This is a genomic window from Mycobacterium sp. M23085, from assembly GCF_045343915.1.
Classification (GTDB): domain Bacteria; phylum Actinomycetota; class Actinomycetes; order Mycobacteriales; family Mycobacteriaceae; genus Mycobacterium.
In genome coordinates, this window is sequence record NZ_CP174280.1 from 370240 (window position 1) to 392797 (window position 22558).

The 22558-nt window shown below is 66.6% G+C and carries 25 protein-coding genes; 11 read left to right on the forward strand and 14 right to left on the reverse strand.

Annotated features, from left to right (window positions below; all coding sequences use genetic code 11):
* Window positions 1–282 precede the first annotated feature (282 nt).
* Entirely contained in the window at window positions 283–1272 is a 990-nt protein-coding gene (locus ACIUM1_RS01570; protein WP_406815557.1) for an IS481 family transposase, read from the forward strand.
* A 70-nt stretch (window positions 1273–1342) separates the two neighbouring features.
* On the opposite strand, the gene ACIUM1_RS01575 is transcribed toward ACIUM1_RS01570, so the two are convergent.
* From ACIUM1_RS01575 to bfr, 9 genes are all read right to left on the reverse strand, one after another.
* On the reverse strand, window positions 1343–1816 hold the full coding sequence (locus ACIUM1_RS01575; protein ID WP_406815558.1) for a hypothetical protein: 474 nt from the start codon (window positions 1814–1816) through the stop codon (window positions 1343–1345).
* A gap of 228 nt (window positions 1817–2044) precedes the next feature.
* Complete coding sequence (locus tag ACIUM1_RS01580) at window positions 2045–2479, reverse strand: SRPBCC family protein (RefSeq protein ID WP_406815559.1); 435 nt, start codon at window positions 2477–2479, stop codon at window positions 2045–2047.
* Window positions 2479–3312: a lysophospholipid acyltransferase family protein gene (locus ACIUM1_RS01585; protein ID WP_406815560.1), complete on the reverse strand. Its 834-nt coding sequence runs from the start codon at window positions 3310–3312 to the stop codon at window positions 2479–2481. The genes ACIUM1_RS01580 and ACIUM1_RS01585 overlap by 1 nt, the downstream gene beginning before the upstream one ends.
* Window positions 3313–3343: 31 nt before the next feature.
* Window positions 3344–4456 (reverse strand): amidohydrolase family protein, encoded by a 1113-nt coding sequence (locus ACIUM1_RS01590; RefSeq protein ID WP_406815561.1) that lies wholly within the window; start codon window positions 4454–4456, stop codon window positions 3344–3346.
* 10 nt (window positions 4457–4466) lie between these two features.
* Window positions 4467–5819, reverse strand: a complete 1353-nt coding sequence (locus tag ACIUM1_RS01595; protein ID WP_406815562.1) for a glutamine synthetase — start codon at window positions 5817–5819, stop codon at window positions 4467–4469.
* A 58-nt stretch (window positions 5820–5877) separates the two neighbouring features.
* Window positions 5878–6759, reverse strand: a complete 882-nt coding sequence (locus tag ACIUM1_RS01600; protein ID WP_406815563.1) for a TIGR03854 family LLM class F420-dependent oxidoreductase — start codon at window positions 6757–6759, stop codon at window positions 5878–5880.
* 103 nt (window positions 6760–6862) lie between these two features.
* On the reverse strand, window positions 6863–7357 hold the full coding sequence (locus ACIUM1_RS01605; protein WP_406815564.1) for a carboxymuconolactone decarboxylase family protein: 495 nt from the start codon (window positions 7355–7357) through the stop codon (window positions 6863–6865).
* Window positions 7358–7422: 65 nt separating this feature from the next.
* Window positions 7423–9495 carry a DHA2 family efflux MFS transporter permease subunit gene (locus ACIUM1_RS01610; protein ID WP_406815565.1) on the reverse strand — a complete coding sequence of 691 codons (2073 nt, stop codon included), beginning with the start codon at window positions 9493–9495 and terminating at the stop codon, window positions 7423–7425.
* 88 nt (window positions 9496–9583) lie between these two features.
* The gene (gene bfr, locus ACIUM1_RS01615) at window positions 9584–10063 is read right to left on the reverse strand and encodes a bacterioferritin (protein ID WP_406815566.1); all 480 of its coding nucleotides are present in this window, start codon (window positions 10061–10063) and stop codon (window positions 9584–9586) included.
* A 337-nt stretch (window positions 10064–10400) separates the two neighbouring features.
* Here bfr and ACIUM1_RS01620 point away from each other — a divergent pair, with 337 nt between their 5' ends.
* A complete protein-coding gene (locus ACIUM1_RS01620) occupies window positions 10401–10586 on the forward strand; it encodes a bacterioferritin-associated ferredoxin (RefSeq protein WP_406815567.1) in 186 nt (61 codons plus the stop codon).
* Between the two features lie 8 nt (window positions 10587–10594).
* Here ACIUM1_RS01620 and ACIUM1_RS01625 read toward each other — a convergent pair whose 3' ends face one another.
* Genes ACIUM1_RS01625 through ACIUM1_RS01640 form a run of 4 tightly spaced genes read right to left on the reverse strand, consistent with a single transcriptional unit; the run spans window position 10595 to window position 13489 of the window.
* Window positions 10595–11344, reverse strand: a complete 750-nt coding sequence (locus tag ACIUM1_RS01625; RefSeq protein WP_406815568.1) for an enoyl-CoA hydratase/isomerase family protein — start codon at window positions 11342–11344, stop codon at window positions 10595–10597.
* An 18-nt stretch (window positions 11345–11362) separates the two neighbouring features.
* On the reverse strand, window positions 11363–11806 hold the full coding sequence (locus tag ACIUM1_RS01630; protein ID WP_406815569.1) for a TIGR03618 family F420-dependent PPOX class oxidoreductase: 444 nt from the start codon (window positions 11804–11806) through the stop codon (window positions 11363–11365).
* A gap of 9 nt (window positions 11807–11815) precedes the next feature.
* Window positions 11816–12517: a hypothetical protein gene (locus ACIUM1_RS01635; protein WP_406815570.1), complete on the reverse strand. Its 702-nt coding sequence runs from the start codon at window positions 12515–12517 to the stop codon at window positions 11816–11818.
* 36 nt (window positions 12518–12553) lie between these two features.
* Window positions 12554–13489, reverse strand: coding sequence for a hydrogen peroxide-inducible genes activator (locus tag ACIUM1_RS01640; RefSeq protein ID WP_406815571.1), 936 nt, complete (start codon window positions 13487–13489; stop codon window positions 12554–12556).
* Between the two features lie 102 nt (window positions 13490–13591).
* Here ACIUM1_RS01640 and ACIUM1_RS01645 point away from each other — a divergent pair, with 102 nt between their 5' ends.
* From ACIUM1_RS01645 to ACIUM1_RS01655, 3 genes are read left to right on the forward strand one after another with little or no spacing between them, the layout of a single operon-like run.
* The gene (locus ACIUM1_RS01645; protein ID WP_406815572.1) at window positions 13592–14179 is read left to right on the forward strand and encodes a peroxiredoxin; all 588 of its coding nucleotides are present in this window, start codon (window positions 13592–13594) and stop codon (window positions 14177–14179) included.
* Between the two features lie 35 nt (window positions 14180–14214).
* On the forward strand, window positions 14215–14751 hold the full coding sequence (locus ACIUM1_RS01650) for an alkyl hydroperoxide reductase (RefSeq protein ID WP_066870770.1): 537 nt from the start codon (window positions 14215–14217) through the stop codon (window positions 14749–14751).
* 10 nt (window positions 14752–14761) lie between these two features.
* Entirely contained in the window at window positions 14762–16090 is a 1329-nt protein-coding gene (locus tag ACIUM1_RS01655; RefSeq protein WP_406815573.1) for an alpha-amylase family protein, read from the forward strand.
* On the opposite strand, the gene ACIUM1_RS01660 is transcribed toward ACIUM1_RS01655, so the two are convergent.
* Window positions 16087–16521: a DUF1810 domain-containing protein gene (locus tag ACIUM1_RS01660; RefSeq protein WP_406815574.1), complete on the reverse strand. Its 435-nt coding sequence runs from the start codon at window positions 16519–16521 to the stop codon at window positions 16087–16089. The two genes, ACIUM1_RS01655 and ACIUM1_RS01660, sit on opposite strands and share 4 nt — an antisense overlap.
* Window positions 16522–16539: 18 nt before the next feature.
* On the opposite strand from ACIUM1_RS01660, the gene ACIUM1_RS01665 reads away from it, so the two are divergent.
* From ACIUM1_RS01665 to ACIUM1_RS01690, 6 genes are all read left to right on the forward strand, one after another.
* Entirely contained in the window at window positions 16540–17784 is a 1245-nt protein-coding gene (locus ACIUM1_RS01665) for an alpha-hydroxy-acid oxidizing protein (protein WP_406815575.1), read from the forward strand.
* Between the two features lie 202 nt (window positions 17785–17986).
* The gene (lon, locus tag ACIUM1_RS01670) at window positions 17987–20308 is read left to right on the forward strand and encodes an endopeptidase La (protein WP_406815576.1); all 2322 of its coding nucleotides are present in this window, start codon (window positions 17987–17989) and stop codon (window positions 20306–20308) included.
* Window positions 20309–20395: 87 nt separating this feature from the next.
* On the forward strand, window positions 20396–20785 hold the full coding sequence (locus ACIUM1_RS01675) for a nitroreductase family deazaflavin-dependent oxidoreductase (protein WP_406815577.1): 390 nt from the start codon (window positions 20396–20398) through the stop codon (window positions 20783–20785).
* 40 nt (window positions 20786–20825) lie between these two features.
* Window positions 20826–21158: a TfoX/Sxy family protein gene (locus ACIUM1_RS01680; RefSeq protein WP_406815578.1), complete on the forward strand. Its 333-nt coding sequence runs from the start codon at window positions 20826–20828 to the stop codon at window positions 21156–21158.
* Window positions 21159–21198: 40 nt separating this feature from the next.
* Entirely contained in the window at window positions 21199–21825 is a 627-nt protein-coding gene (locus ACIUM1_RS01685; protein ID WP_406815579.1) for an endonuclease, read from the forward strand.
* 7 nt (window positions 21826–21832) lie between these two features.
* On the forward strand, window positions 21833–22558 hold the full coding sequence (locus ACIUM1_RS01690) for a DUF72 domain-containing protein (RefSeq protein ID WP_406815580.1): 726 nt from the start codon (window positions 21833–21835) through the stop codon (window positions 22556–22558).

A 22558-nucleotide genomic window follows, 5' to 3' on the forward strand; every position in this document is an offset into this window, starting at 1 on the left:
GGTCAGTCGGGTCGTTTTGGCCGGCTGTGCACGCCTGAACGCCCAAGTTAGGTATTGCGATGGTGATAGCGCGGGCCCGGTGGGGGCTCGACGACGTCTTAGAGCGAGTACCGGGAAGGCAGTGATCCGAGACAGGAAGTGCACGCGGCACTTTGCGGCAAACCGCCTAGCCTAGCTGTTCTGACCACAGACGTTAGGGACGGCGTGGCGTGGTGACATAGCGAAGACCTCCGAGTGAAGTGCGAGCTGTCAAGGAACGCACCACTCACTTCGGAGGTCTTCGTGTCCCACCGTAATGCCCCCTTGTCAGAAACCGGTCGACTAAGGCTGGCCCGTTGTGTTGTCGAAGACGGTTGGCCGCTGCGCCGGGCCGCCGAGCGGTTCCAGGTGTCGCCCACCACGGCGGCCCGCTGGGCCCACCGTTATCGCAACCACGGCTTAGCGGGGATGGTTGATCGCAGCTCACGGCCGCACCGCAGCCCGAATCGCACGCCTGCACGCATCGAGCGGCGGATCATCAAACTTCGCGTCCTGCGACGCTGGGGACCCGCGCGTATTGGTTACCTGCTGGGCATTCACCCCTCGACCGTGCACCGCGTGTTGACCCGCTACGGATTGGCCAAACTGCGCTGGCTGGATCGCCCGACTGGGCGTGTCATTCGTCGTATCGAATCCGTCAAGCCCGGTGATTTGGTCCATGTCGATGTCAAGAAACTGGGCAAGATCCCGGCCGGCGGTGGCTGGCGGATGCTGGGCCGCACCGTCGGCAACCGCAACGCTCAGGCCGACAAGAGTTCGGGGCTATCGAGTAAGCACCGTCATCCCTTGCGTGGGCACCATTTCCTGCATACCGCCTTAGACGGGCACTCACGGCTCGTCTACAGCGAGATCTTGACCGACGAACGCAAAGACACCGCCGCCGCGTTTTGGACACGCGCTAACAGCTGGTTCAACCAATGCGGCATCACTGTTCGAAAAGTGCTGACAGACAACGGTTCCTGCTACCGATCCCACGCATTCCGCGATGCCCTAGATGACATCGAGCACCGCAGGACCCGCCCCTATCGCCCTCAAACCAACGGCAAAGTGGAGAGATTCCACCGGACCTTGGCCGACGAATGGGCCTATGCCCGCCTCTACACCAGCGACACCGAACGCTGCGAACAGTTCCCCATCTGGCTACACACCTACAATCACCACCGCGGCCACACTGCACTCGGCGGCCAACCACCCGCCACCCGCGTACCTAACCTGTCAGGTCAGAACACCTAGCCGCGCGTTGTACGGCCGTTATCAACGCGCTGACATGCGGCTTTGTAGTTCAGCCAACGCGGCCGGTTTTTCACGGTTGCGGTGGCGCTGAATGTCGGTCCTGCCGACGAATGAAGTTGACCACGCCGATATGGAGACCGCGGAGCGCATACGCGGCCGCCCACACCGAAACCACAATGAGGACAACGAACATCGGGAGCCAGTTGCTCTTGTGGTGATCGGTGCTCCACCAGATCCCGGTGAACAGAATCGCGCAGACGAGCAGCAGTACGTCGCGCAGGCTGCCTTGGTAGGTGCCAGCTGCTCTGCGAAGCGACCGGTACCGGTTGGTGGCCGCGATAAGGTCGTCGATACGCGTATCGATGCTGCGCTGGAGTTCGGTTCGTCGCTCCAGCTGTTCCGGTGGTAAGTCCTTCAGCAGTTCCATGTCCTGCTTGATCGCGCGGCGAACATCCGGACCCTTCAAATATCCCGCCGCAGCGCCGAGCGCCATCCCACCGGCAATCGGTGCCAGTCCAAGGGCGAGGTCGGCCACTCCTGGCATGCCTTCACCTCCTCAATCACCCCATAAAGACCGCCGCGGTCGAGAGTGACATAGCTGGCTCCATCCGGTGATCGACCTGCGCGGACCGATGATGATTCGTAGCCAGGTCCAGCTAAGCAGAGTGATACCGCTTCCTACGTGATAGCGGACGAATTCCGCGAATTTCGACGCGTCGGAACCGGTTCCGGTGGTCAAGGTTGCGGCGAAGCGTCGCGTTCACCAGAACAGCTACGACTCGGCCATCTTCCGCAGGCGTTTCAACGTATCCGCAAGGGTGCGTCCCACCTGGCGCACGGCGATCCGGTCGGCGATGTACCCAAGTAATCCGCCGGGCGCCTGATACGACAGCCGGAACGTCACCTTTGTGCAGCCGTCGCCTCTGTCGCGCAACCGCATCCGCCCGCGCAGCGTGACGCCGGTGATGCCCACCCAGGCCAGGTCGCGTCCCTCGTCGAACTCGACCACCTCGATCAAGCCGCCGACGGGTACGGAGCCGATCTTCCAGTGCACGGTATAGCGGGCACCGACGCCGGCCGCTTTGTCGTTCGACGACTCCCATCGCTCCAGGTTCGTCATGAACAACGGGTAGCAGTCCGGGTCGCTGACGATCTTCCACACGTCGGCGCGGTCGGCGTTGATGACGCAGTGGCGTTCGACGCGCATCAGCCGATCACCGGGAATCGTCGCTCGGCGGCCAAGCGGTCGACGCCCCCCTGCAGGGAGGCCATCACCTTGTCGTGCACCGCTTGATCGTCGCCGTCGACCTCGATGGGGTCTTGAACCTCGATCACGATCTTGGTGGGTAACGGAATGTGACCCGCCAGGTCGCTGATGTTCAGGCCCCAGGGCAGCGCCAACGATATCGGGATGCTCTTGAGCCGAAGCAACTTGTCGGCCATCAGCAACTTGGCCAGCCACTGCCCCCGGTTGAGGAAGAGCGCGCTTTCCTGCCCACCGACGCTGGCGACGGGAACGATCGGCACCCCGGCCTCGCGGGCCAGCTTCACGTAACCCATGCGTCCGCCGAAGTCGACCTTGTGGCGTTCCCATGAGGGCCGGAACACCTCGTAGTCGCCTCCGGGGTAGACCAGCAGCGCGGCGCCGGAATCGAGTGCGAGGCGAGCGTTCTCGGGGTTGGCGGCGACCGTGCCGAATTTGCGCAACGCGCCCAGCGGCGGTGCGGAGACGACGAGGTCGTGGGCCAACTGGTAGAAGGGCCGCTCGACGCCGAAATAAGAGCAGAACGCGAGGGTGAACACGAAGGTGTCGGGCGGCACGTTGCCGCCGCTGTGGTTGCCCACCAGCAGCACGGGGCCCTCAGCCGGAATGCGGTCGAGGCCCCGCACGTCCGACCTGAAATAGAACGACGCCAGCAACCAGGTTCCCGGCAGCTGGTCGCGGATGTAGTCCGGATCCCGCTGGTCGAGGTCGGCCTTAGGTACCCACGACACCACCTTGTCGCGGGCCCAGCCCAGGACGCCCTTCGCGGTCGCCATAGCCGGAGACATACCCCCGCGTTGCCGGGGGTCAAACGCGGTAGATGCGCGCGGCGTTCTCGCGGGCGATGAGGTCGACCACCCGGAGGGCGTCTGGCTCGCTCCAGTCGTCGCGGTCGACAAATTCACGCAGGACCCGCTCGATACCCCTGCGCCACAAAACCGTGCCGAGGAAGTGCAGTTCTGCCGGCCCGAATCCGTCGGACGAGTAGAGGATCTTGGAAAAGGGCGCCATCTCCAGCAATCGGGCCAGGAATGCCGGTGACCGCGCGCCCAAGTGGTTGATGCTCAAGCCGCCGTCCAGATAGACGTTGTTGAACGCTTGGGCCAGATAACCCGCCTCGCGCTCATAGGGATAGCAATGCAGCAGCACGATCGGGACGTCCGCGGCGGTGCGCAGAAAGTCGACCAGCAGCAGGGGATTGGCCTTGTGCAGGTCGCAGTCACGATCACCGAATCCGACGTGCAACTGCAGCGGCTTGCCCAGCCGCAGCGCCTGATACAACCCGAACCGCAACAGAATCCGGTCCTGCAACCGGGTGCCGCCGCGCTCGCGCCAGCGGCCTGCCGCATCGGCGACCTCCGCCGTCGACGGTTCGCTCAGGTCGCCATCGAACCCGCCCCGGTAGGCCAGGATCGATTTGGTCCCGACCGCGCCGGCTGCGCGCCGGTGCAGGATCTCCGCGAACGCCGACGCGTAATCACCCTGCGCCCGCGCGGCCTGCTCGGCCACCTCCTCGAGACGGACGACCTCGCGCGCATGACGGCCGGACAGCCGAGCCATTTCCGCGACACCGGCCACATCACTGCCGCCGATTCCGGTATCCACCAGCCAGTCGCTCACCCCGGCGGCGCTCAGGAACAACCGCGCCAGTTCGTCTTCGGAGAGCTGACTACGACGCTCCCAATAGGCTTGCGGATCAGCGTGTTTGGGCAGTCCCAGGACGGGGGCGCAATGCGCGCGCACCGCGAACCCGAGTTGGGAGTCGAAACCCGGGTGGGCGATCGGCTCGCCGTTGGCCTCGTTGAGCGCGTTTTCGAATCGCTGCCGGTCGCCGGGCGTCAGCCAGCACCCGTGGACGTGTTGATCGATCAGTGCTACTTCGGAGATGTGTTGGGCCAGGACGCCAGTGTCGGAGACCATAACCGGGCCGTCACAGACTCCAGGCCATGCGGAATTTGTCCGCCAATTGCTCGGGGCCCAGGTCACCGTAGCGTTCCTGTTCCAGGCGGCGAACCGCGACCACCATGTCGACCACCGGGTCGCCCAGGATGCGTCGCAGCTCCTCTGAACCATCAAGTGCCGCAATCGCTTCGGCTTGTGAATCGGTGAGGCGCACGACGCCGTCGCGCTCACGGTCGGAATCGGAGAGGGTCGCCGGGTCGACCGTTATCTCCGCAGGCAGGGTCGCCTGGCACTTGATGCCGTCCAGGGCCAGCCCCAGGATGGCCGCCGATGCCAGGTAAGGGTTCGCGGACGGGTCGACGATCTTGACCTCGACGTTGCCGCCACGCGGACTTCCCGGCCCGCCGGTGACGAATCGGACTGCCGCCTCACGATTTTCGGTGCCCCAGCACGCGTAGGCGCCGGCCCAGTTGCCGGGCCGCATCCGCAAGCCGGAGACGATGGACCCGCACAGCACGCCTTGAGCCTGCGGCAGACCGCGAACCACACCCGCGACCGCGTTCTCCCCCGCCGCGGTCATCCCCCGGGTTTGGGTGCCGTCGCAGAACAGCGGTCGTTCGGGAGTGGTCAACGAAAAGTGTTGGTGGGCACCGGAGCCGACGCCGTCGGCGAAGGGCGCCGGCGACAGGCTGATGCGCAGCCCGTGGCGGCGGGCCGCGCGGCCGATGATGAGCCGCATCAGTATCAGCTGATCGGCGGCGGCCACCGGCGGCTGGGGGGACAGCGAGATCTCGAACTGGTTGGCGCCGTATTCGGGGTGAAACTGTTCGATCGCGATGCCGACACCCGCCGCCGACCCGACCACCTCGCGCACGAACGCTTCGTGCTCGAGCACCCCGGCCAGGCCGTACTGGGCCCACAACGTCGACGGCAGCCGGCTGCCGTCCGGGGCGACCAGCAGGAATTCGATCTCGTGCCCGATCGCGGCCTCGATCCCGGCTTCGGTGAGTGCCGCCTCGATCCGCCGCAATGTTCCGCGGCTGCAGGTCTGAACCGGTGCGCCGTCCTGTTCGAAAAATGCGGCCGGCGCCCAGGCCAGACCGTCACCGACGATGCGCAACGCGGACAAGTCGATGCGGAGTCGTTGATCCCCCACTACGCCCGCGTCGGCGGTGAAGGCGATGCCGGTCTGATCGATGGTGAACGCGTGCCAGGAAGGGCTGGCCCCCAAGCCGGGATCCGCGAACGCGTTGGTTCGCCGGATCGGGACGGTTTTGGCCAAGACGAGCCCGGCGGGATTCACCACCGTGCCGATGACGGTGTCGACGCCCCCAGCCTCAAGCTGGGCGATGGCCGCGGCGGCAAGCGGAGTGCCGGTCATGGCAGCCATCCTCCCAACCCCGAACGGCTCCGCACGACCAACGGCGTCACAGCACCGCTCAGTTCTGCCGGGCGACGAGTTCGGTGACGAACCGGTCGAGAAAGTCGCCGACCGGCGCTTGGCCCACCGGCCTTATGACGAATTTCGTCAATCCTGCCTCGATGTAGGCGTCGAGTTGCCGGTGCAGCCGGTCCCACCCGGCGGCGACGAGCTCGCCTGGATCGCGGTTCGGGCGACGGCGTCGTACCGCGGCGGCGAGCTCCGCGGGTAATTCCTCGTCCGCAATGGCCAACGAGATGCCGAAGTGATCGGGTTCGATGGTGCGGCCCGCTTGCGCGGCCGCCCGCTCGATCGCTGCACGCCCGGCCCGCGCCTCCGCCGGGGTGAGAAAGCTGCCCAGCCAGCCGTCGCCCAGCGCGCCGATGCGCCGGAATGCCGCCGGCGCCGAACCGCCCACCCAAATGTCCAGCGGCGGCGCCGGTTTCGGGGCGACGGCGACATCGGTGACTGCGAAATACCGTCCGGTGAACGTCGCCGACTCCTCGACCAGCGCCGCACGCAGCAGCCGCAGCGACTCGTCGAACACCGCCGCGCGCTCGCCGTCGGGGACCACGAATACTTCGCGTTCGGCCGGTATGGCCGAGCGCAGGCCGAAGACGGGCAGCACCCGCTTCGGTGCGACGGCCGCCAGCGACGCCAACTGTTTGGCCACCAGCACCGGATGCCGCCCCGGCAACACGGCCACCGACGTGCCCACCTTCAACCGGGTCGTCCGCGCGAGCGCGTACGCCATGCCGACCACCGGATCGACCGCCGGGGAATACACCAGTTCGGAAAACCACAGCGAGTCCACCCCGGCGGTCTCGAGATGATCGACGATGGCGGCCAACTGATCCGGGGCGGTATCGGCGCCCAGGCCGACGCCGAAGCGAATCTTCACCGCCGCCTCCCTCTGAGTTCTCTCACCCACAGCGCAACATCACCGCGCCACCCTTTGTGCCCCGGGGCCGCGTCGCCGTCGCCCGGGCGTGCAGGGCGCGAGACTAGGCGCGGCTGGGGATGGTGAGCTTGCAAGCCTGGCCGATGTCGAGGGTCCGCAGCACGCGACCCATGCCGACCCACAGCGCACAGGACAGCGCCAGGTCCGCGAGCAACTCATCGGAGAAGTGCTCGGCGCACCGGCGCCAGAAGTCTTCGTCGTCGCGCAGGGCGGTGTGGTCGGTGGCGAATCGGTCCGCGAACTCGGCGGCCAGCCGTTCCTGTTCGCTGTAGCCCGGCCAGGTGCGCCACTCGTGGACGTGGTCGTACAACTCCTCGTCAACGCCCGCGGCGGGCCCATCTTCGTCTCGGGTATTGACGCACACCACGCATTCGTTGTGGTGGGCGATCACCGTGCGGGCCAGTTCGCGGGTGCGCAGCGGCAACCGGTTCTTGGTGTAAACCGCCTGGCTGAAACCGCCCAGCGCGCCGCCGATGTCCGGAGACTTCGCGAACCAGCCGGCCAGGTCGTCGTCAGCAAACGTTCCGATTCGACTCATGGCGTGATGGTACGCCCGGGAAGGGGCCCGCGACGGGGATGCCGGCGGATGCCCACCGGCACCGGCTAGTGGACGGCCGACGGGATCGCCACCGTCGGTTGCTCTTCGTGCCAATCGCGTTGCGCCAGAACGCGATGCGCAACGCGATCCAGCGCCGCTTCCACAGCGCGGCGGTCTGGGCGGCCCTCGAAGCCCGGTGACCGGGCGAGCTTGTCGACGAGCCAGGCCAACAGCAGCGAGTGCACGTAGGCGACTTGTTGAACCCCGGCCGGCGTGAGCCACATCTGCTCGGCGTCGCGCCGCACGTAACCCGCGGACACCAACCGCGCGAAGGTGGGTTCGAGAACCTCGAACGGTACCTGTAGATAGTCGGCCATGTCGGTGACCCGAGCTTTGCCGTACATCTGCGTATAGCGATTGATCCGCAGAACTCCCCACAACCCGGCGACGTCGAGTCGGCAGTCGGGCCGCATCGCGATGCTGCGCAACCGCATGCCGGGAACACCGCGCATCATCCGTGCAATCGTGTTCTCCAACATCTGGTCCGGTGTCTCACTGGTCGGCATCCCGAACGCATCGCCGAGATCGACTGTGCTGTCGTGGAATTCCTGGAGCGGGACCTCGCGCAGGAACAACGCCAGCACGAACCCCGCCAGCGCGACCGGAACCGCCCACAGGAAAACCTGGGTGAGCGACTCGGCGTAGGCGGCGACGATCGGGGCTGCCGCCTGGCGGGGCAGCCGATGCAACGCCTCCGGCGACGCGGCGGCCGCGGGCGGCGCGTGGCTGGCCATCATCGCCGGGCCGAGCCGGCTGTGCAGAAAGTTTGTGAACAGTGAACCGAAGATGGCGGCTCCGAACGAGCTGCCGATCGTGCGGAAGAAGGTGACGCCGGAGGTCGCCACGCCGAGATCGTCGAAGCTCGACGTGTTCTGCACGATCAGGACCAGGGTCTGCATGCACATCCCGATCCCGGCGCCGAGGATGACGAGGAACAGCGATTGGACGACGGCGGAGGTCGACGGGTCCATCCGCGACATCAGGAAGAACGCCACCGCCATGACGGCGGTGCCGGCGATGGGGAAGACTTTGTATCTGCCCGTGCGGCCGACGATGACGCCACTGCCCATCGAGGTGGTCAGCATCCCGATCACCATCGGCAAGGTGCGCAGCCCCGACGTGGTGGCCGAGACACCGTCGACGAACTGCATGTACGTCGGCAGGAACGTCAGGGCGCCCAACATGGCGAACCCGACCACGAACGACAGCACACAGCAGACGGTGAACACCGAACTCCGAAACAGCCGGATAGGCAGGATCGGTGCGGCGGCGCGGCTCTCCACCCACGCGAACATGCACAAGGCGATCACCGAGGCGACGAACAGGCCGATGATCGTGGGCGATCCCCAGGGATAGGTGGTCCCGCCCCAGCTGGTGGCCAGGGTCAGCCCGGCGGCCCCCAGGCCGACGAGAATGATTCCGGTGTAGTCGATGACCGGCTTGGTGCGCTGGGTCAGCGCCGGGATGGCCGCGGCCGCCACGAAGAAGACCACGACCGAGATCGGCACGTTGATCCAGAAGGCCCACCGCCAAGTGAAGTGGTCGGTGAAGTAGCCACCGAGCAAGGGACCGATCACGGTGGTGACACCGAACACCGCTCCCATCGCTCCCTGGTAGCGGCCGCGGTCCCGCAGCGGGATCACCTCGCCGATCAGGGCCATGGCGGTCACCATGAGTCCGCCACCACCGATGCCCTGCAGTGCGCGCGACGCGACCAGCAGGCCCATCGAAGTCGAGAGCCCGCACAGCACGGACCCGGCGACAAAGAACACGACGGCCGCCTGGAACACCCGCTTGCGGCCGAACAGGTCACCGAACTTGCCGACGAGGGCGGTGATGATGGTCGAGGCGAGCAGGTAGCTGGTGACCACCCACGATTGATGGCCCGCTCCCCCGAGATCGGCGACGATGGTCGGCAACGCGGTCGCCACGATCGTCTGGTCCAGTGCGGCCATCAGCATGCCGAGCAGGATCGCCACGAAGATGAAATTGCGTCGGTGCGAGTCGACCGCGACATTGCCGGGTTGCGAATTCGAATCGTGGTCGGCCGGAGCCGCCGCCGGTGTCGCCCTCGTCATGCGTGCCTTCCCTCGGCGTTCGATGGTAATGAGTGCCCAGGGTCAACCGGTGGCAACCAAAACCCTCGCCTGGGGCGGCGGCCGAGAATCAGCTGGGTGGCCGCGACACGCACTGGGCCGAGTACAGCTCCACGCCCAGTTTGTCCATCAGCTCGAGCTGTGTCTCGAGGTAGTCGATGTGCTTTTCCTCGTCGGCCACGATCTCCTCGAAAAGGTTCGCTGTGGTGGAGTCCTGCTTCTCCCGGCACAGGATGATCGCCGGCTTGAGCCGCTCCATCACCTCGTATTCGATCGCCAGGTCGGCTTCGAACTGCTCACGCAGCGTCTGCCCGATGCGCAGCGAGAAGAGCCGCTGATAGTTGGGCAAACCGTCGAGCAACAGGATGCGGTCGGTGATCGCCTCGGCGTGTCGCATCTCGTCGAACGACTCGGCCCGGGTGTGCTCAGCTAACTCGGTGAACCCCCAGTTGTCCTGCATCTTGGAGTGCAGGAAGTATTGGTTGATCGCGGTCAGCTCGCTGGTCAACTGCTCGTTGAGCAGACGCAAAACTTCCGGATCCCCTTGCATTGTCACTCCTATGGTGTGAGCGGCGGTCGTGTAGGGCCGCGGCGGCGCGCGGGCTGAAGCGCACAGACTCGGGCTGTAGCAGCACTTTGCCACGGCCGATTGGAATGTTCCAGCAAGGGTTGGCTGCGCTCAGTGGCGGCCGAAGTGAAGTATGTCACCCCTTGGTTAGGTTAGACTGAGCTAACGGGCTTAGGTTAGACTCCACTAATAAGCGGCACGCGGATTCGTCCCTTCCCCATCGTGGCCGACGACGCCGGGAGACCGGGGCCTACAGACGAATCGCAGACGCTTGATCGACATTTCGACGAAGGGACGCCGACGTGCTGGAGGTGCGCTGATGTACGTGTGCCTCTGTGTTGGGGCTACCAACCAGACGGTGTGCGATGTCGTCGCACGGGGCGCATCGACCTCCAAAGAGATCGCCGCCGCCTGTGGCGCGGGAGGCGATTGCGGCCGCTGCCGGCGCACGCTGCGGGCCATTCTCGCCGCCTCGGCGAAGCTGGAGACCGCGCCGTCGGTCTAGCGACCGCGTCAGCGTCTATTGAAGTCGGCCAGGGCCGCCGCGTTGGCTTGTGCGCCCATGAGCTCGGCGAAGTGCGCGTTTTCCCGGGCAGTGGCCGCCGCGATCTCCGGACGCACGGGTTCCATCATGGTGTGCTTGACGGCCATCAGACTCGAAATCGGCCGGGACGCAAGGACTTCGGCGTGCCGGCGGGCCTGCGCCATCAGCTCGTCCGGCTCGCAGATGCGCCAGACCAGGCCCATTCGCAACGCCTCGTCGGCGCCGACCCATTCCGACGACATCAGCAGCCAGGCCGCGTTCTGCCGGCCCACCAGCTGTGGCAGCAGGTATGACGAAGCCGCCTCGGGGGCCACGCCCAAGCTGGTGAACGGGCACTTCAGCCGGGCGGTCGAGGACATGAACGCCAGATCGGCATAGCCGAGAATGGTGGCGCCGATTCCGACGCCGACGCCGTTCACGGCGCAGATCAACGGTTTGGGAAACGCGCTGAGCGCGTTGATCAGCCCGATGAAGCCGTGCTTGCCCGGGGTGAAGCCGGGGTCGGTGATACGAGCCTGCATCTCGGCCAGGTCGGTCCCGGCGCTGAAGCCACGACCCGCGCCCGTCAGCAAGACCACCGCCACCTCGGGATCCTCGGCGGCGGTCAGCAACGCCTCGGCCGTGGCGTCGTAGAGGGCTTCGTTGAACGCGTTGAGCGCCTCGGGCCGGTTCAGCGTGAGAGTGCGTACCCGGTTCTCGTCATCGATCTGCAGCGTCACGCCTGCAGCGTAACGAGGCTAGCCGTTGCTGTAGACGCGGGTTGGGGCGATCAGCACCACGGCGCGCCTCTCCCGGGCCATCACCCGGTCGTACTCGTCCCAGTTGTCGTGGGTGCCGCCGGCGGCGATGAACACGTCGCGCAGCAGCAATCGCAATTGGTCGGCGTCCGTCAACCAGGGCTGGCTGTCGTCGGGGCCGACCAGCTCCGCGCGGCCCTCGACCGTCGCCCACTGCCACCCGTTGCGGAACGTCACGGCCAATTGCGGCCGGGCCCGCAGGTTGGCCAGCTTGACCCTGCCGTAGGTGGTGAAGCCAAGCACTGGTTGGTCGGTGGCCGGGTGCGCCAGCAGCCCCACGTTGACCAATGAAGCCTGGACCGTCCCATCGGCGCGGACGGTGGACACCACCGCCAGACCGCTTTCCGTCGCGGCCAACGCCACGGCGTCGCGCAGTGTTGTCATGTGAGTCCCCTATCCGTTGAACGGGGTGGCGAAGACATACCGGCTCGTCGGTACGGTGTCGATGTTTTCGTTGGCGCCAAAGGCGCTGGTGCTGGCGACCATTCGGCCCAGCCGGTCCTGTAGGTCGTCGTCATCGGCGGCTCCGAAGAAAGCGTGAAGGTCGGTGGTGGCCTCGATCGGGAACAACTCCTCGACGATGCCCGCGATTCCCGGCGCATCCGGGGTGAGGGCCCGCACCACCCAGTTCTGGGTGTAGCCGAAGGTGGACTGCGTTTCGATGGCCACCGAGGTGTGGTCGCCCTGCCAGCGCCTCAACCAGGTCGACTGGTCCATGTCGGCGGGCCGGCGCAGCAGCGCGACATTAGCCAATCCCGGTGTGCGAGAGCCTGATTCGACGGCTGGCGCACTGAGCGGTACCGATTCGGTCACCAGATAGGCCGCAAGCTGTTCGCATTCTTGGCCGAGGAATTTGAGCGCCGCAGTCATTTGGTCGCCGTAGCATTGCTGCGTCCACATGCTCACCACCGCGGCCACCGGCGGGTCCAACGTCGTCAAGGTCATCAGCGAGTGACGCACGGCGCCGTCACGAACGTTCATCTGCAGCCCGGCGACGCCCAGTTGCAGCAGCGCGTCGGCGATGTGGCCCCGCTGCCGGGCGCACCACGCGTCATCCGGCTCGGCACGCCTCAGCACTGCGATCACCTTCTCCATAGGCAGAACCTACCCGTGGGTGGCAGCCGCGTAGGGCTACTTCACCAGCCGCACCTGATGCTGGCTGCTGATCAACTTGCCGATGAGTCCGGCCAACTGGCGGTAGGACTCATCGCGCCCGCTCGACGAGCGGAAAACCAATCCGATCCGCCGCCCCGGGCGGGGCGCCGCGAACTGCGCCAGACCCAGGCGGCTGCGGGACGCCTCGACCGGCACCGCGCTCTGCGGAATGAGCGTGACGCCCAGGCCGCCGGTCACACACTGCACCGCGGTCGCCAGTGACGCGGCGCGGGTGTTGGCCAGCTCCGCGCGCACGCCCGCCTTGTGGCAGACGTCGAGCGCCTGATCGCGCAGGCAATGCCCCTCGTCCAGCAACAGCAGCGGCAGGTCGGCCAGGGCCGTCGCCGGAACCCGGCGCTTGCCCGCCAGCGGATGGCCGGGAGGTAGGGCCAGCACGAAGTCTTCGTCGTAGATCGGGATCGCGGTGACGCCGGCGCCTTCGGCGGGCAGGGCGATCAGGGCTGCGTCCAGTGCGCCTTCCCGCAGCACCGCCAGCAATCGCTCGGTCTGGTCCTCGGTCACCCGCAGCGTCATGCCCGGCAGCTGCTCGGCGACCCCGGCCAGCACCGTCGGCAGCACGTAGGGCGCCACCGTGGGTATCAGCCCCAGCCGCATGTCGGTCCGCAGCGGATCCGACGTGCCCGCGGCCGCGGCGGTGAACGCGTCCGCGGCCTCGACGACGGCCTGGGCGCGCGGCAGCAGTTGAGTGCCCTCGGTTGTCAAGAAGACTCGCCGGGTGGAGCGTTCGACCAGCTGGGTGCCCAAACCGGTTTCCAGCGCCGCCAGCGCCTGCGACAGCGTCGACTGGCTTACGCCGAGAGCCGTTGCGGCACCGCTGAATTGGCGCCGCTCGGCGACGGCGACGAACGCGCGCAGGCCGGCGATCGTGGGCTGATAACTCTTATCGGGCATGCCTATAAGTCTAGTGGGAAATATCACCTTTACTTCAACTAGGCTACCCGGCACCATGGTGTAGGAAAAGCTAATCTTGAGTGAATCCAGACAAGGAGCGACATGCCTCTGCTGACCATCGGCGACCAGTTCCCCGCCTACGAGCTCACTGCATTGGTCGCGGGCGATCTGTCCAAGGTCGACGCCAAGCAGCCTGGGGACTACTTCACCACCATCACCAACGAGGACCACGCCGGCAAGTGGCGCGTGGTGTTCTTCTGGCCCAAGGACTTCACCTTCGTGTGCCCGACCGAGATCGCCGCGTTCGGCAAGCTCAACGACGAATTCGCCGACCGCGACGCGCAGGTGCTGGGCGTTTCGATCGACAGCGAATTCGTCCACTTCAACTGGCGTGCACAGCACGAGGACCTGAAGAAGCTGCCCTTCCCGATGCTCTCGGACATCAAGCGCGAGCTCAGCCTGGCCACCGGTGTGCTCAACGCCGAGGGCGTGGCCGACCGGGCGACCTTCCTCGTCGACCCCAACAACGAGATCCAGTTCGTTTCGGTCACCGCCGGTTCCGTGGGCCGCAACGTCGAAGAGGTGCTGCGCGTCCTGGACGCACTGCAGTCCGACGAGCTGTGCGCCTGCAACTGGCGCAAGGGAGACCCGACGCTGGACGCCACCGAGCTGCTCAAGCAGTCGGCCTGATTCTCGATCGCATAAGGTCGGATTAGGGAGGCGAGATGAGCGTAGAAAACCTCAAAGAGGCGCTGCCGGAGTACGCCAAGGACCTCAAGCTCAACCTGGGCTCGATTACCCGCACTACCGAGCTGAACGAAGAGCAGCTGTGGGGCACGCTGCTGGCCAGCGCCGCGGCGACCCGGAACACGCAGGTGCTCGCCGAGATCGGGGCCGAGGCGGCCGACATCCTGTCCGCCGAGGCATACAACGCGGCGCTGGGAGCCGCATCGATCATGGGCATGAACAACGTGTTCTACCGTGGTCGCGGCTTCCTGGACGGCAAGTACGACGACCTGCGCGCGGGATTGCGGATGAACATCATCGCCAACCCCGGCGTGGAGAAGGCGAACTTCGAACTGTGGTCCTTCGCGGTGTCGTCGATCAACGGGTGCCCGGACTGCGTGGCCGCCCACGAACACACGCTGCGCGAGGCCGGTGTCAGCCGGGAAACCATTCAAGAGGCGTTGAAGGCCGCGGCGATCATCTCCGGCGTGGCGCAAGCGATCATCGCCTCGCAGACGCTGGCAACCGTCGGCTGACCGCGCCGTCGTGTCCAGTGCCGTGACCGGACCCGCCTGGGTCCAGCACGCGATCTGGTGGCAGGTCTACCCGCTGGGGTTCGTGGGAGCATTTCCCACACCGCAGCCGAACGAGCCGCCGCAACCGGAGGAACACCGGTTGCGGCGGCTCGTCGACTGGTTGGACCACGCCATCGAACTCGGGGCTTCCGGCATCGCGCTGGGGCCCATCTTCGCCTCGCGCACCCACGGTTACGACACCACCGACCACTACCGCATCGATCCGCGGCTGGGCGATGACGCCGACTTCGACCACCTGGTCGCCGAGGCGCATCGGCGCGGCCTGCGGGTGCTGCTCGACGGGGTGTTCAATCACGTCGGCGAGGACTTCGCGCGCTATCGCGAGGCGGCCAACGACGACGCGGCGGCGCGCTGGTTTCGCGGGCGTCCCGGTCGTTTCCACACCTTCGAGGGCCACTCCGGGCTGATCACCCTCAACCACGACAATCCCGAAGTCGCCGACTACACCGTCGACGTGATGGCGCACTGGTTGGGGCGCGGCGCCGACGGCTGGCGCCTCGATGCGGCTTACGCCGTGCCGCAACACTTCTGGGCCTCCACCCTGCCGAGGGTGCGCGAGCGCTACCCGGAGGCCTGGTTCGTCGGTGAACTCATCCACGGCGACTACGCCGCGGTGGTAAAGGAAGCCACCTTCGACTCGGCCACCCAATACGAGCTGTGGAAGGCGATCTGGAGCAGCCTGAATGACGGCAACTTCTTCGAACTCGATTGGGCGCTGCAGCGCCACAACGACTTTTTGACCGTCTTCTCCCCGCTGACCTTCATCGGCAACCACGACGTCACCCGCATCGCGAGCCGGCTGGAAAACCCCGAACACGTCGCCCACGCGCTGGTGCTGCTGCTGACCATCGGCGGGGTGCCCAGCGTGTACGCCGGCGACGAGCTCGGGTTCCGGGGCGTGAAGGAAGAACGGTTCGGCGGCGACGACGCGGTGCGGCCCGAGTTCGGCTCTCCCCCACTGCAATTAGATGTGTTCGGGGTCGAGACCTGGCGGTTGCACCAGTATCTGGTGGGACTGCGTCGCCGCTATCCCTGGCTACACGCGGCGTCCACCACCGCGCGGCTGCTGGAAAACCGGCACTACGTGTACGAGACCCGCAACGGCGACCACGCGTTACTGGTGGTGCTCAATATCGACGACAAGCCGCTGCGGGTTTCGCTCCCGAAGCTGGGTACGGCCCGCGCGCAGGTGATCGGCGGATCGGCGGCCCCGCCGCAGGAGGTCGTCGACGCCGTCGACGTCGAGCCCCGCGGCTGGCGGATCCTGCAGCCCGTCTAGTCCTGCAGTCGGGCCAGGGTCAGCGGATCCTGCTCGCCGTCGTAATACTTGTCGAGCACCGCGACGAAGTCCTGGTGGTCGTCGGTCGCAAGGGCGAACAACGTCATCGACGAGCGCAGCTTGAGGTCGTCGGGCGAGCCGAAGATCTGCGTGACGGAGCGGCCCTGGATGTCGTTGACCAGTTGGGTGCATTCTCGCAGCCGCGGCCCGAGCAGGTCGTGGGCCAGGTAAGCACGGGCCTCCTGCAGCGAGGCAATGCCGTAATGAACCGCCGTCGGGCTGCCGCCCAGACCGCGCAGTTGCGGGAACACAAACCACATCCAGTGACTGCGCTTTCGTCCGTCGCGCAGTTCCCCGATGACCTGGCCGTAGACCGGAGCCTGCGCGGTGACGAACCGGTTCAGATCGAAAGGGTCGGTCGCGGATTCCATGTGACTACGGTGGCACATATGGCCGTCCCACGACGAGTGCCCAATGTGCGCGACCTCGCGCCGCTGATGCAATTCAAGCGACCGCAGTTCAACGCGACCAAGCGCCGCCTCGACGCCGCCTACACCATCGAGGATCTGCGCCGCATCGCCAAACGCCGTACCCCCAAAGCGGCGTTCGACTACACCGACGGCGCCGCCGATGACGAGTTGTCCATCGGACGCGCACGACAGGCGTTCCGCGACATCGAATTTCATCCGACGATCCTGCGCGACGTCTCGCAAGTCACCGCCGGTTGGAACGTGCTGGGCCAGCCGGTCGCCCTGCCAGTCGGGATCGCGCCCACCGGATTCACCCGGCTGATGCACACCGCGGGCGAGATCGCCGGCGCGGGGGCCGCGGCCAGGGCGGGGATCCCGTTCTCACTGTCCACGCTGGGCACCTGCTCGATCGAAGACCTGGTCACCGCCGTCCCCCAGGGCCGAAAGTGGTTTCAGCTCTACATGTGGCGCGACCGCGAGCGCTCGATGGCGCTGGTGAGCCGCGCCGCCGCCGCGGGCTTCGACACCCTGCTGGCCACCGTCGACGTTCCCGTCTCCGGCGCCCGGCTGCGGGACAACCGCAACGGCATGACGATCCCGCCGACGCTGACGCTGCGCACCGTGCTCGATGCCGTGCCGCATCCCAAGTGGTGGTTCGATCTGCTGACCACCGAGCCGCTGGCGTTCGCCTCGCTGGACCGCTGGCCGGGCACGGTGGCCGAATACCTGAGCACCATGTTCGACCCCAGCCTCACCTTCGACGACCTGGAGTGGATCAAGGCGCAATGGCCCGGAAAGCTCGTCGTCAAGGGAATTCAAACGCTCGATGATGCGCGCGCCGTCGTCGACCGCGGCGTCGACGGCATCGTGTTGTCCAATCATGGCGGGCGCCAACTGGATCGGGCCCCGGTGCCCTTCCACCTGCTGCCCACGGTCGCACGCGAGCTTGGCAAACACACCGAAATCCTGGTCGACACCGGCATCATGTCCGGCGCGGACATCGTTGCCGCAGTCGCGCTGGGGGCCCGATGCACACTGGTCGGGCGGGCCTACCTGTACGGCCTGATGGCCGGCGGCGAGGCCGGGGTCAGCCGCGCGATCGACATTCTGGCGAGCGGGATTCTGCGGACCATGGCGCTACTCGGCGTGACCTGCCTGGAAGAGCTGTCGCCCCGGCACGTCACCCAGCTCAAGCGGCTCGGTCCCATTGACTCAGTGACCTGACGCCGCGGCGTCACGGCTCACTGGTTACGGAATGACTTCGGCTGGCTGCCCCAACATGCGACGAATGTGCAACTGACTTCACGCTCGTCGTCCAGCGTGAAACCAACGTCACGCTCACGCCCCGGCGAAAAAGCAGGTGCTGGGGAACAAACCGGCGCCCGGCTGGGTTAAGTCCATCAGACTCAACTTTTGGAGGATTTTGATGGCTGATGCCAAGTCGGTGCCGGTGCTGTTTGTCACCGACACCATCGTGCTGCCCGGAATGGTGGTGCCAATCGCCCTGGACGACGCCGCCCGCGCGGCGATAGACGCCGCTCAGGCGAGTGAATCGGGGCAGTTGCTGGTCGCCCCCCGGCTCGAGGACCGGTATCCCTCACACGGCGTGATCGCGAAGATCCTGCAGGTCGGGCGCATCGCCGGCGGCGGCACCGCCGCGGTGGTGCGCGGTGAGCGCAGGGCCCAGATCGGGGCCGGCGCATCCGGACCCGGTGCGGCGCTGTGGGTCGAGGCGATCGAGGTGCCCGCCACCGAGGCGACCGACGAGGTCAAGGCATTGACGGCGGAGTACAAGAAGCTGCTGCTGGCCATGCTGCAACGCCGCGAGGCCTGGGAGATCATCGATTACGTCAACAGGCTGACCGATCCGTCGGCGCTGGCGGACACCTCCGGGTACGCCTCCTACCTGACCAACGCGCAGAAGAGGCAACTGGTGGAGACCGTCGACGTCGCCGAGCGGCTGCGCGTGCTGATCGATTGGACCAGCTCGCACCTGGCCGAGGTCGAGGTGAGCGACAAGATCGCCGAGGACGTCCGCGACGGCATGGAGAAGACGCAGAAGGAGTTCCTGCTGCGCCAACAACTGGCCGCCATCCGCAAAGAGCTGGGCGAAGGCGAACCGGACGGGTCGGACGACTACCGGGCCCGCGTCGAGGCCGCCGAGTTGCCCGAGAAGGTGCGCGAGGCCGCGCTGCGCGAGGTCGGCAAGCTGGAACGCTCCAGCGACCAGAGCCCGGAAAGCGGCTGGATCCGCACCTGGCTGGACACCGTGCTCGACCTGCCGTGGAACGCCAGGACCGAAGACTCCACCGATCTGAAGGTGGCCCGCGAAGTTCTGGACGCCGACCACCACGGGCTGGAGGACGTCAAGGACCGCATCGTCGAGTACCTGGCCGTGCGGGCGCGGCGCGCCCAGCGCGGGCTGCAGGTCGTCGGCGGTCGCGGTTCCGGTGCGGTGATGGTGTTGGCTGGTCCTCCCGGCGTCGGCAAGACTTCGCTGGGTGAAAGCGTGGCAAGGGCCTTAGGCCGCAAGTTCGTCCGCGTCGCCCTGGGCGGCGTGCGCGACGAGGCCGAGATCCGTGGGCACCGTCGCACCTACGTCGGCGCGTTGCCGGGCCGGATCGTGCGCGCGATCGGTGAGGCGGGATCGATGAATCCCGTTGTGCTGCTTGACGAAATCGACAAGGTCGGTTCCGACTATCGCGGTGACCCGAGCGCGGCGCTGCTCGAGGTGCTCGACCCCGCGCAGAACCACACCTTCCGCGACCATTACCTGGACCTGGATCTGGACCTGTCCGACGTGGTGTTTTTGGCCACCGCCAACGTGATCGAGAACATTCCGTCGGCGCTGCTGGACCGGATGGAACTGGTGCAGATCGACGGCTACACCGAGGACGACAAGGTCGCCATCGCCCGGGACTACCTGTTGCCCCGGCAGCGAGAGCGGGCAGCGCTGACCGAGGACGAGGTCACGGTGACCGACGCCGCGCTGCGCAAGATCGCCGCCGACTACACCCGCGAACCGGGCGTGCGGCAATTCGAACGGCTGCTGGCCAAGGCGCTGCGCAAGGCGACCACCAAGCTGGCGGACAACGCCGAACCGCTGACCATCGACGAGCCGGATCTGGTGGGTTACCTTGGCCGCCCGCGGTTCACGCCCGAGTCGGCCGAGCGCACGGCGGTGCCGGGTGTGGCCACCGGGCTGGCCGTCACCGGTCTTGGTGGCGACGTGCTGTACATCGAGGCGGGCTCGACGGATGGCGAGGCGGGTCTGCAGCTGACCGGTCAACTGGGTGACGTCATGAAGGAATCTGCGCAGATCGCGCTATCCTACGTGCGCTCACACGCTCACCTGCTGGGCGTTGACCCCAAGGCGCTGGACCGGCGCATCCACGTGCACGTGCCCGCGGGCGCGGTGCCCAAGGACGGGCCGTCCGCCGGCGTCACCATGGTGACCGCGCTGGTGTCGATGGCGACCGGACGCCAGGTCCGCTCCGACGTCGGGATGACCGGTGAGGTCACGCTGAACGGGCGGGTGTTGCCCATCGGCGGCGTCAAGCAGAAGCTGCTGGCGGGCCAACGTGCCGGATTGTCAACGGTTTTCATCCCCGCGCGTAACGAGCCGGATCTGGACGACGTGCCGGCCGAGGTGCTGGAGGCGTTGACGGTCAAGCCGATGACCGATGTCGCCGAGATCGTCGCCCAGGCGCTGGAACCGGCGGCCGAAGCCGCGACGGTGGCCGCGTGAGGTCGCCGGGCAGCTGACCTACAACCGCATAACGAGACAGCCGTCGCTCATGTGGCGGCTGTTCTCGTATGCGGCAGAATCCAAGCTATGACTGACTTCGGGAAGCTGAAACGGCAAGTGGTCCGTCGCGTTCAACGGCTGGTGGTCAATCCGGTGGGCCGCCAGCTACCGATGACCATGCTGGAAACCACCGGCCGCAAGAGCGGAAAGCCCAGGCGTACCACGGTAGGTGGGCGCGTGGTCGACAACCAGTTCTGGATGGTTTCCGAGCACGGCGAGCACTCGGACTATGTCCGCAACATCAAAGCGAATCCGGCTGTCCGGGTGCGGGTCGGCGGCCGGTGGCGCAACGGCACTGCGCACCTGCTGCCCGACGATGACGCCGTGCAGCGGCTCGGCAACCTGCCGCGACTGAACAGCGCGGTGGTGCGGTTGATGGGCAGCGACCTGCTGACCATCCGCGTCGACCTGGACTGACGTCGCCGCCCCGGTCGGTCCCCGGGATTAGGGTCGGCGGATGGCCTACGACGAGCATCTGGCGAACCGCATCCGCGAACTCCTCGGCACCGAGCCCGGTGTCGACGAGAAACGCATGTTCGGCGGTCTGGCGTTTCTGATCAACGGCAACATGTCGGTGGCCGTCAGCGGCCAGGGCGGACTGCTGGTGCGAGTGCCGCGGGAAGACACCGACAAGCTCGCGGCGCGTGCCCATGTCAGCCCGATGGTGATGGCCGGCCGGGAAGCCCGGGGCTGGCTGCACGTCGACGCCGCCGGCGTGCAAACCAAACGCCAGCTTCACGGTTGGGTGAACCGCGGAGTCGGTTACGCGCGCGGTCTGCCACCCAAGTAGCGCCGGTTAGCTCGCGCGATGCGCGGGTAAGCGAGTGCCTATGGACCCGCGGGTGCGACGACTGCTCGACGTTGCCGGTACGACTTACGCGGCGCAGGCACGCATCACGATGGCCGACAAGCCGATGCCGCTGTTTCAGCTTCTGGTCCTGTGCATGCTCGCCAGCAAGCCGATCGACGCGGGCATCGCCATGGCCGCCGCGCGTGAACTGTTCAAGGCGGGGCTGCGGACCCCCAAAGCCGTGCTGGCGGCGGACCGGCAGACCATGATCGAGGCGTTCGGGCGCGCGCACTACGTTCGCTACGACGAGAGCTCGGCGACCCGGCTAACCGATATGGCCGACACCGTTCGTGAGGATTACTCCGGTGATCTGCGCCAACTGGCCGACCGCAGCCGGCATGACGTGGCCACCGCCAAGCGGATGTTGAAGAAATTCAAGGGAATCGGCGACACCGGCGCCGACATCTTCCTGCGCGAAGTCCAAGACGTATGGACCTGGGTGCGTCCGTACTTCGACGCCCGAGCCACCGCCACCGCCAAACAACTGGGCTTGCCTGCCGAACCGAAGAAGTTGGGATCACTTGCACCGCAAGCCAATGCGCAACTTGCCGCCGCACTCATCAGGGTGTCGCTAGACGACGATGTGCGTCGGCGGGTGACCGGCTGAGCGGACAGTGACCATACGCATCGGTACCTCGGGGTGGTCGTACAACCACTGGGTGGATGTGCTCTACCCGACCGGAACGCCGTCGGGGCGCCGGCTGGCCCGCTACATCGAAGTCTTCGACACCGTGGAGCTGAACGCGAGTTTCTACCGCTGGCCCCAGGATTCGACCTTTACCGGCTGGCGCAAGCAGCTGCCGGAGGGCTTCACCATGTCGGTCAAGGCGCATCGTGGACTGACGCACTACCGCCGGCTCGCCTCACCCGAACCGTGGATCGAACGGTTCGAACGTTGTTGGCGTCTGCTCGGTGATCGGCATGGGGTGCTGCTCGTGCAACTGCACCCCGAGCAGCAGCGCGACGACGCGCGCCTGGATTCGTTCCTGGCCCTGATGCCCGAGTCGATCCGCGTCGCCGTCGAATTGCGTCACCCGTCGTGGAATGACCCCGCCGTGTTCGAGTTACTGGAACGCCGGCGCGCCGCGTATGTGGTGATGAGCGGTCTCGGGCTGGAGTGCATCCCCCGGGCGACAACCGATCTGGTGTACATCCGGATGCACGGTCCGGATCCGGACGCCAATTACGCCGGCTCGTATTCCGACGAGGAGCTACGGCGCTGGGCCGATCGAATCGCCGAGTGGGACGCCGAAGGCAGGGACGTGTGGATGTATTTCAACAACGACCTGGGTGGCCACGCGGTCCGCAACGCGCTGGCCCTGCGCGAGCTTTTGGGTTGA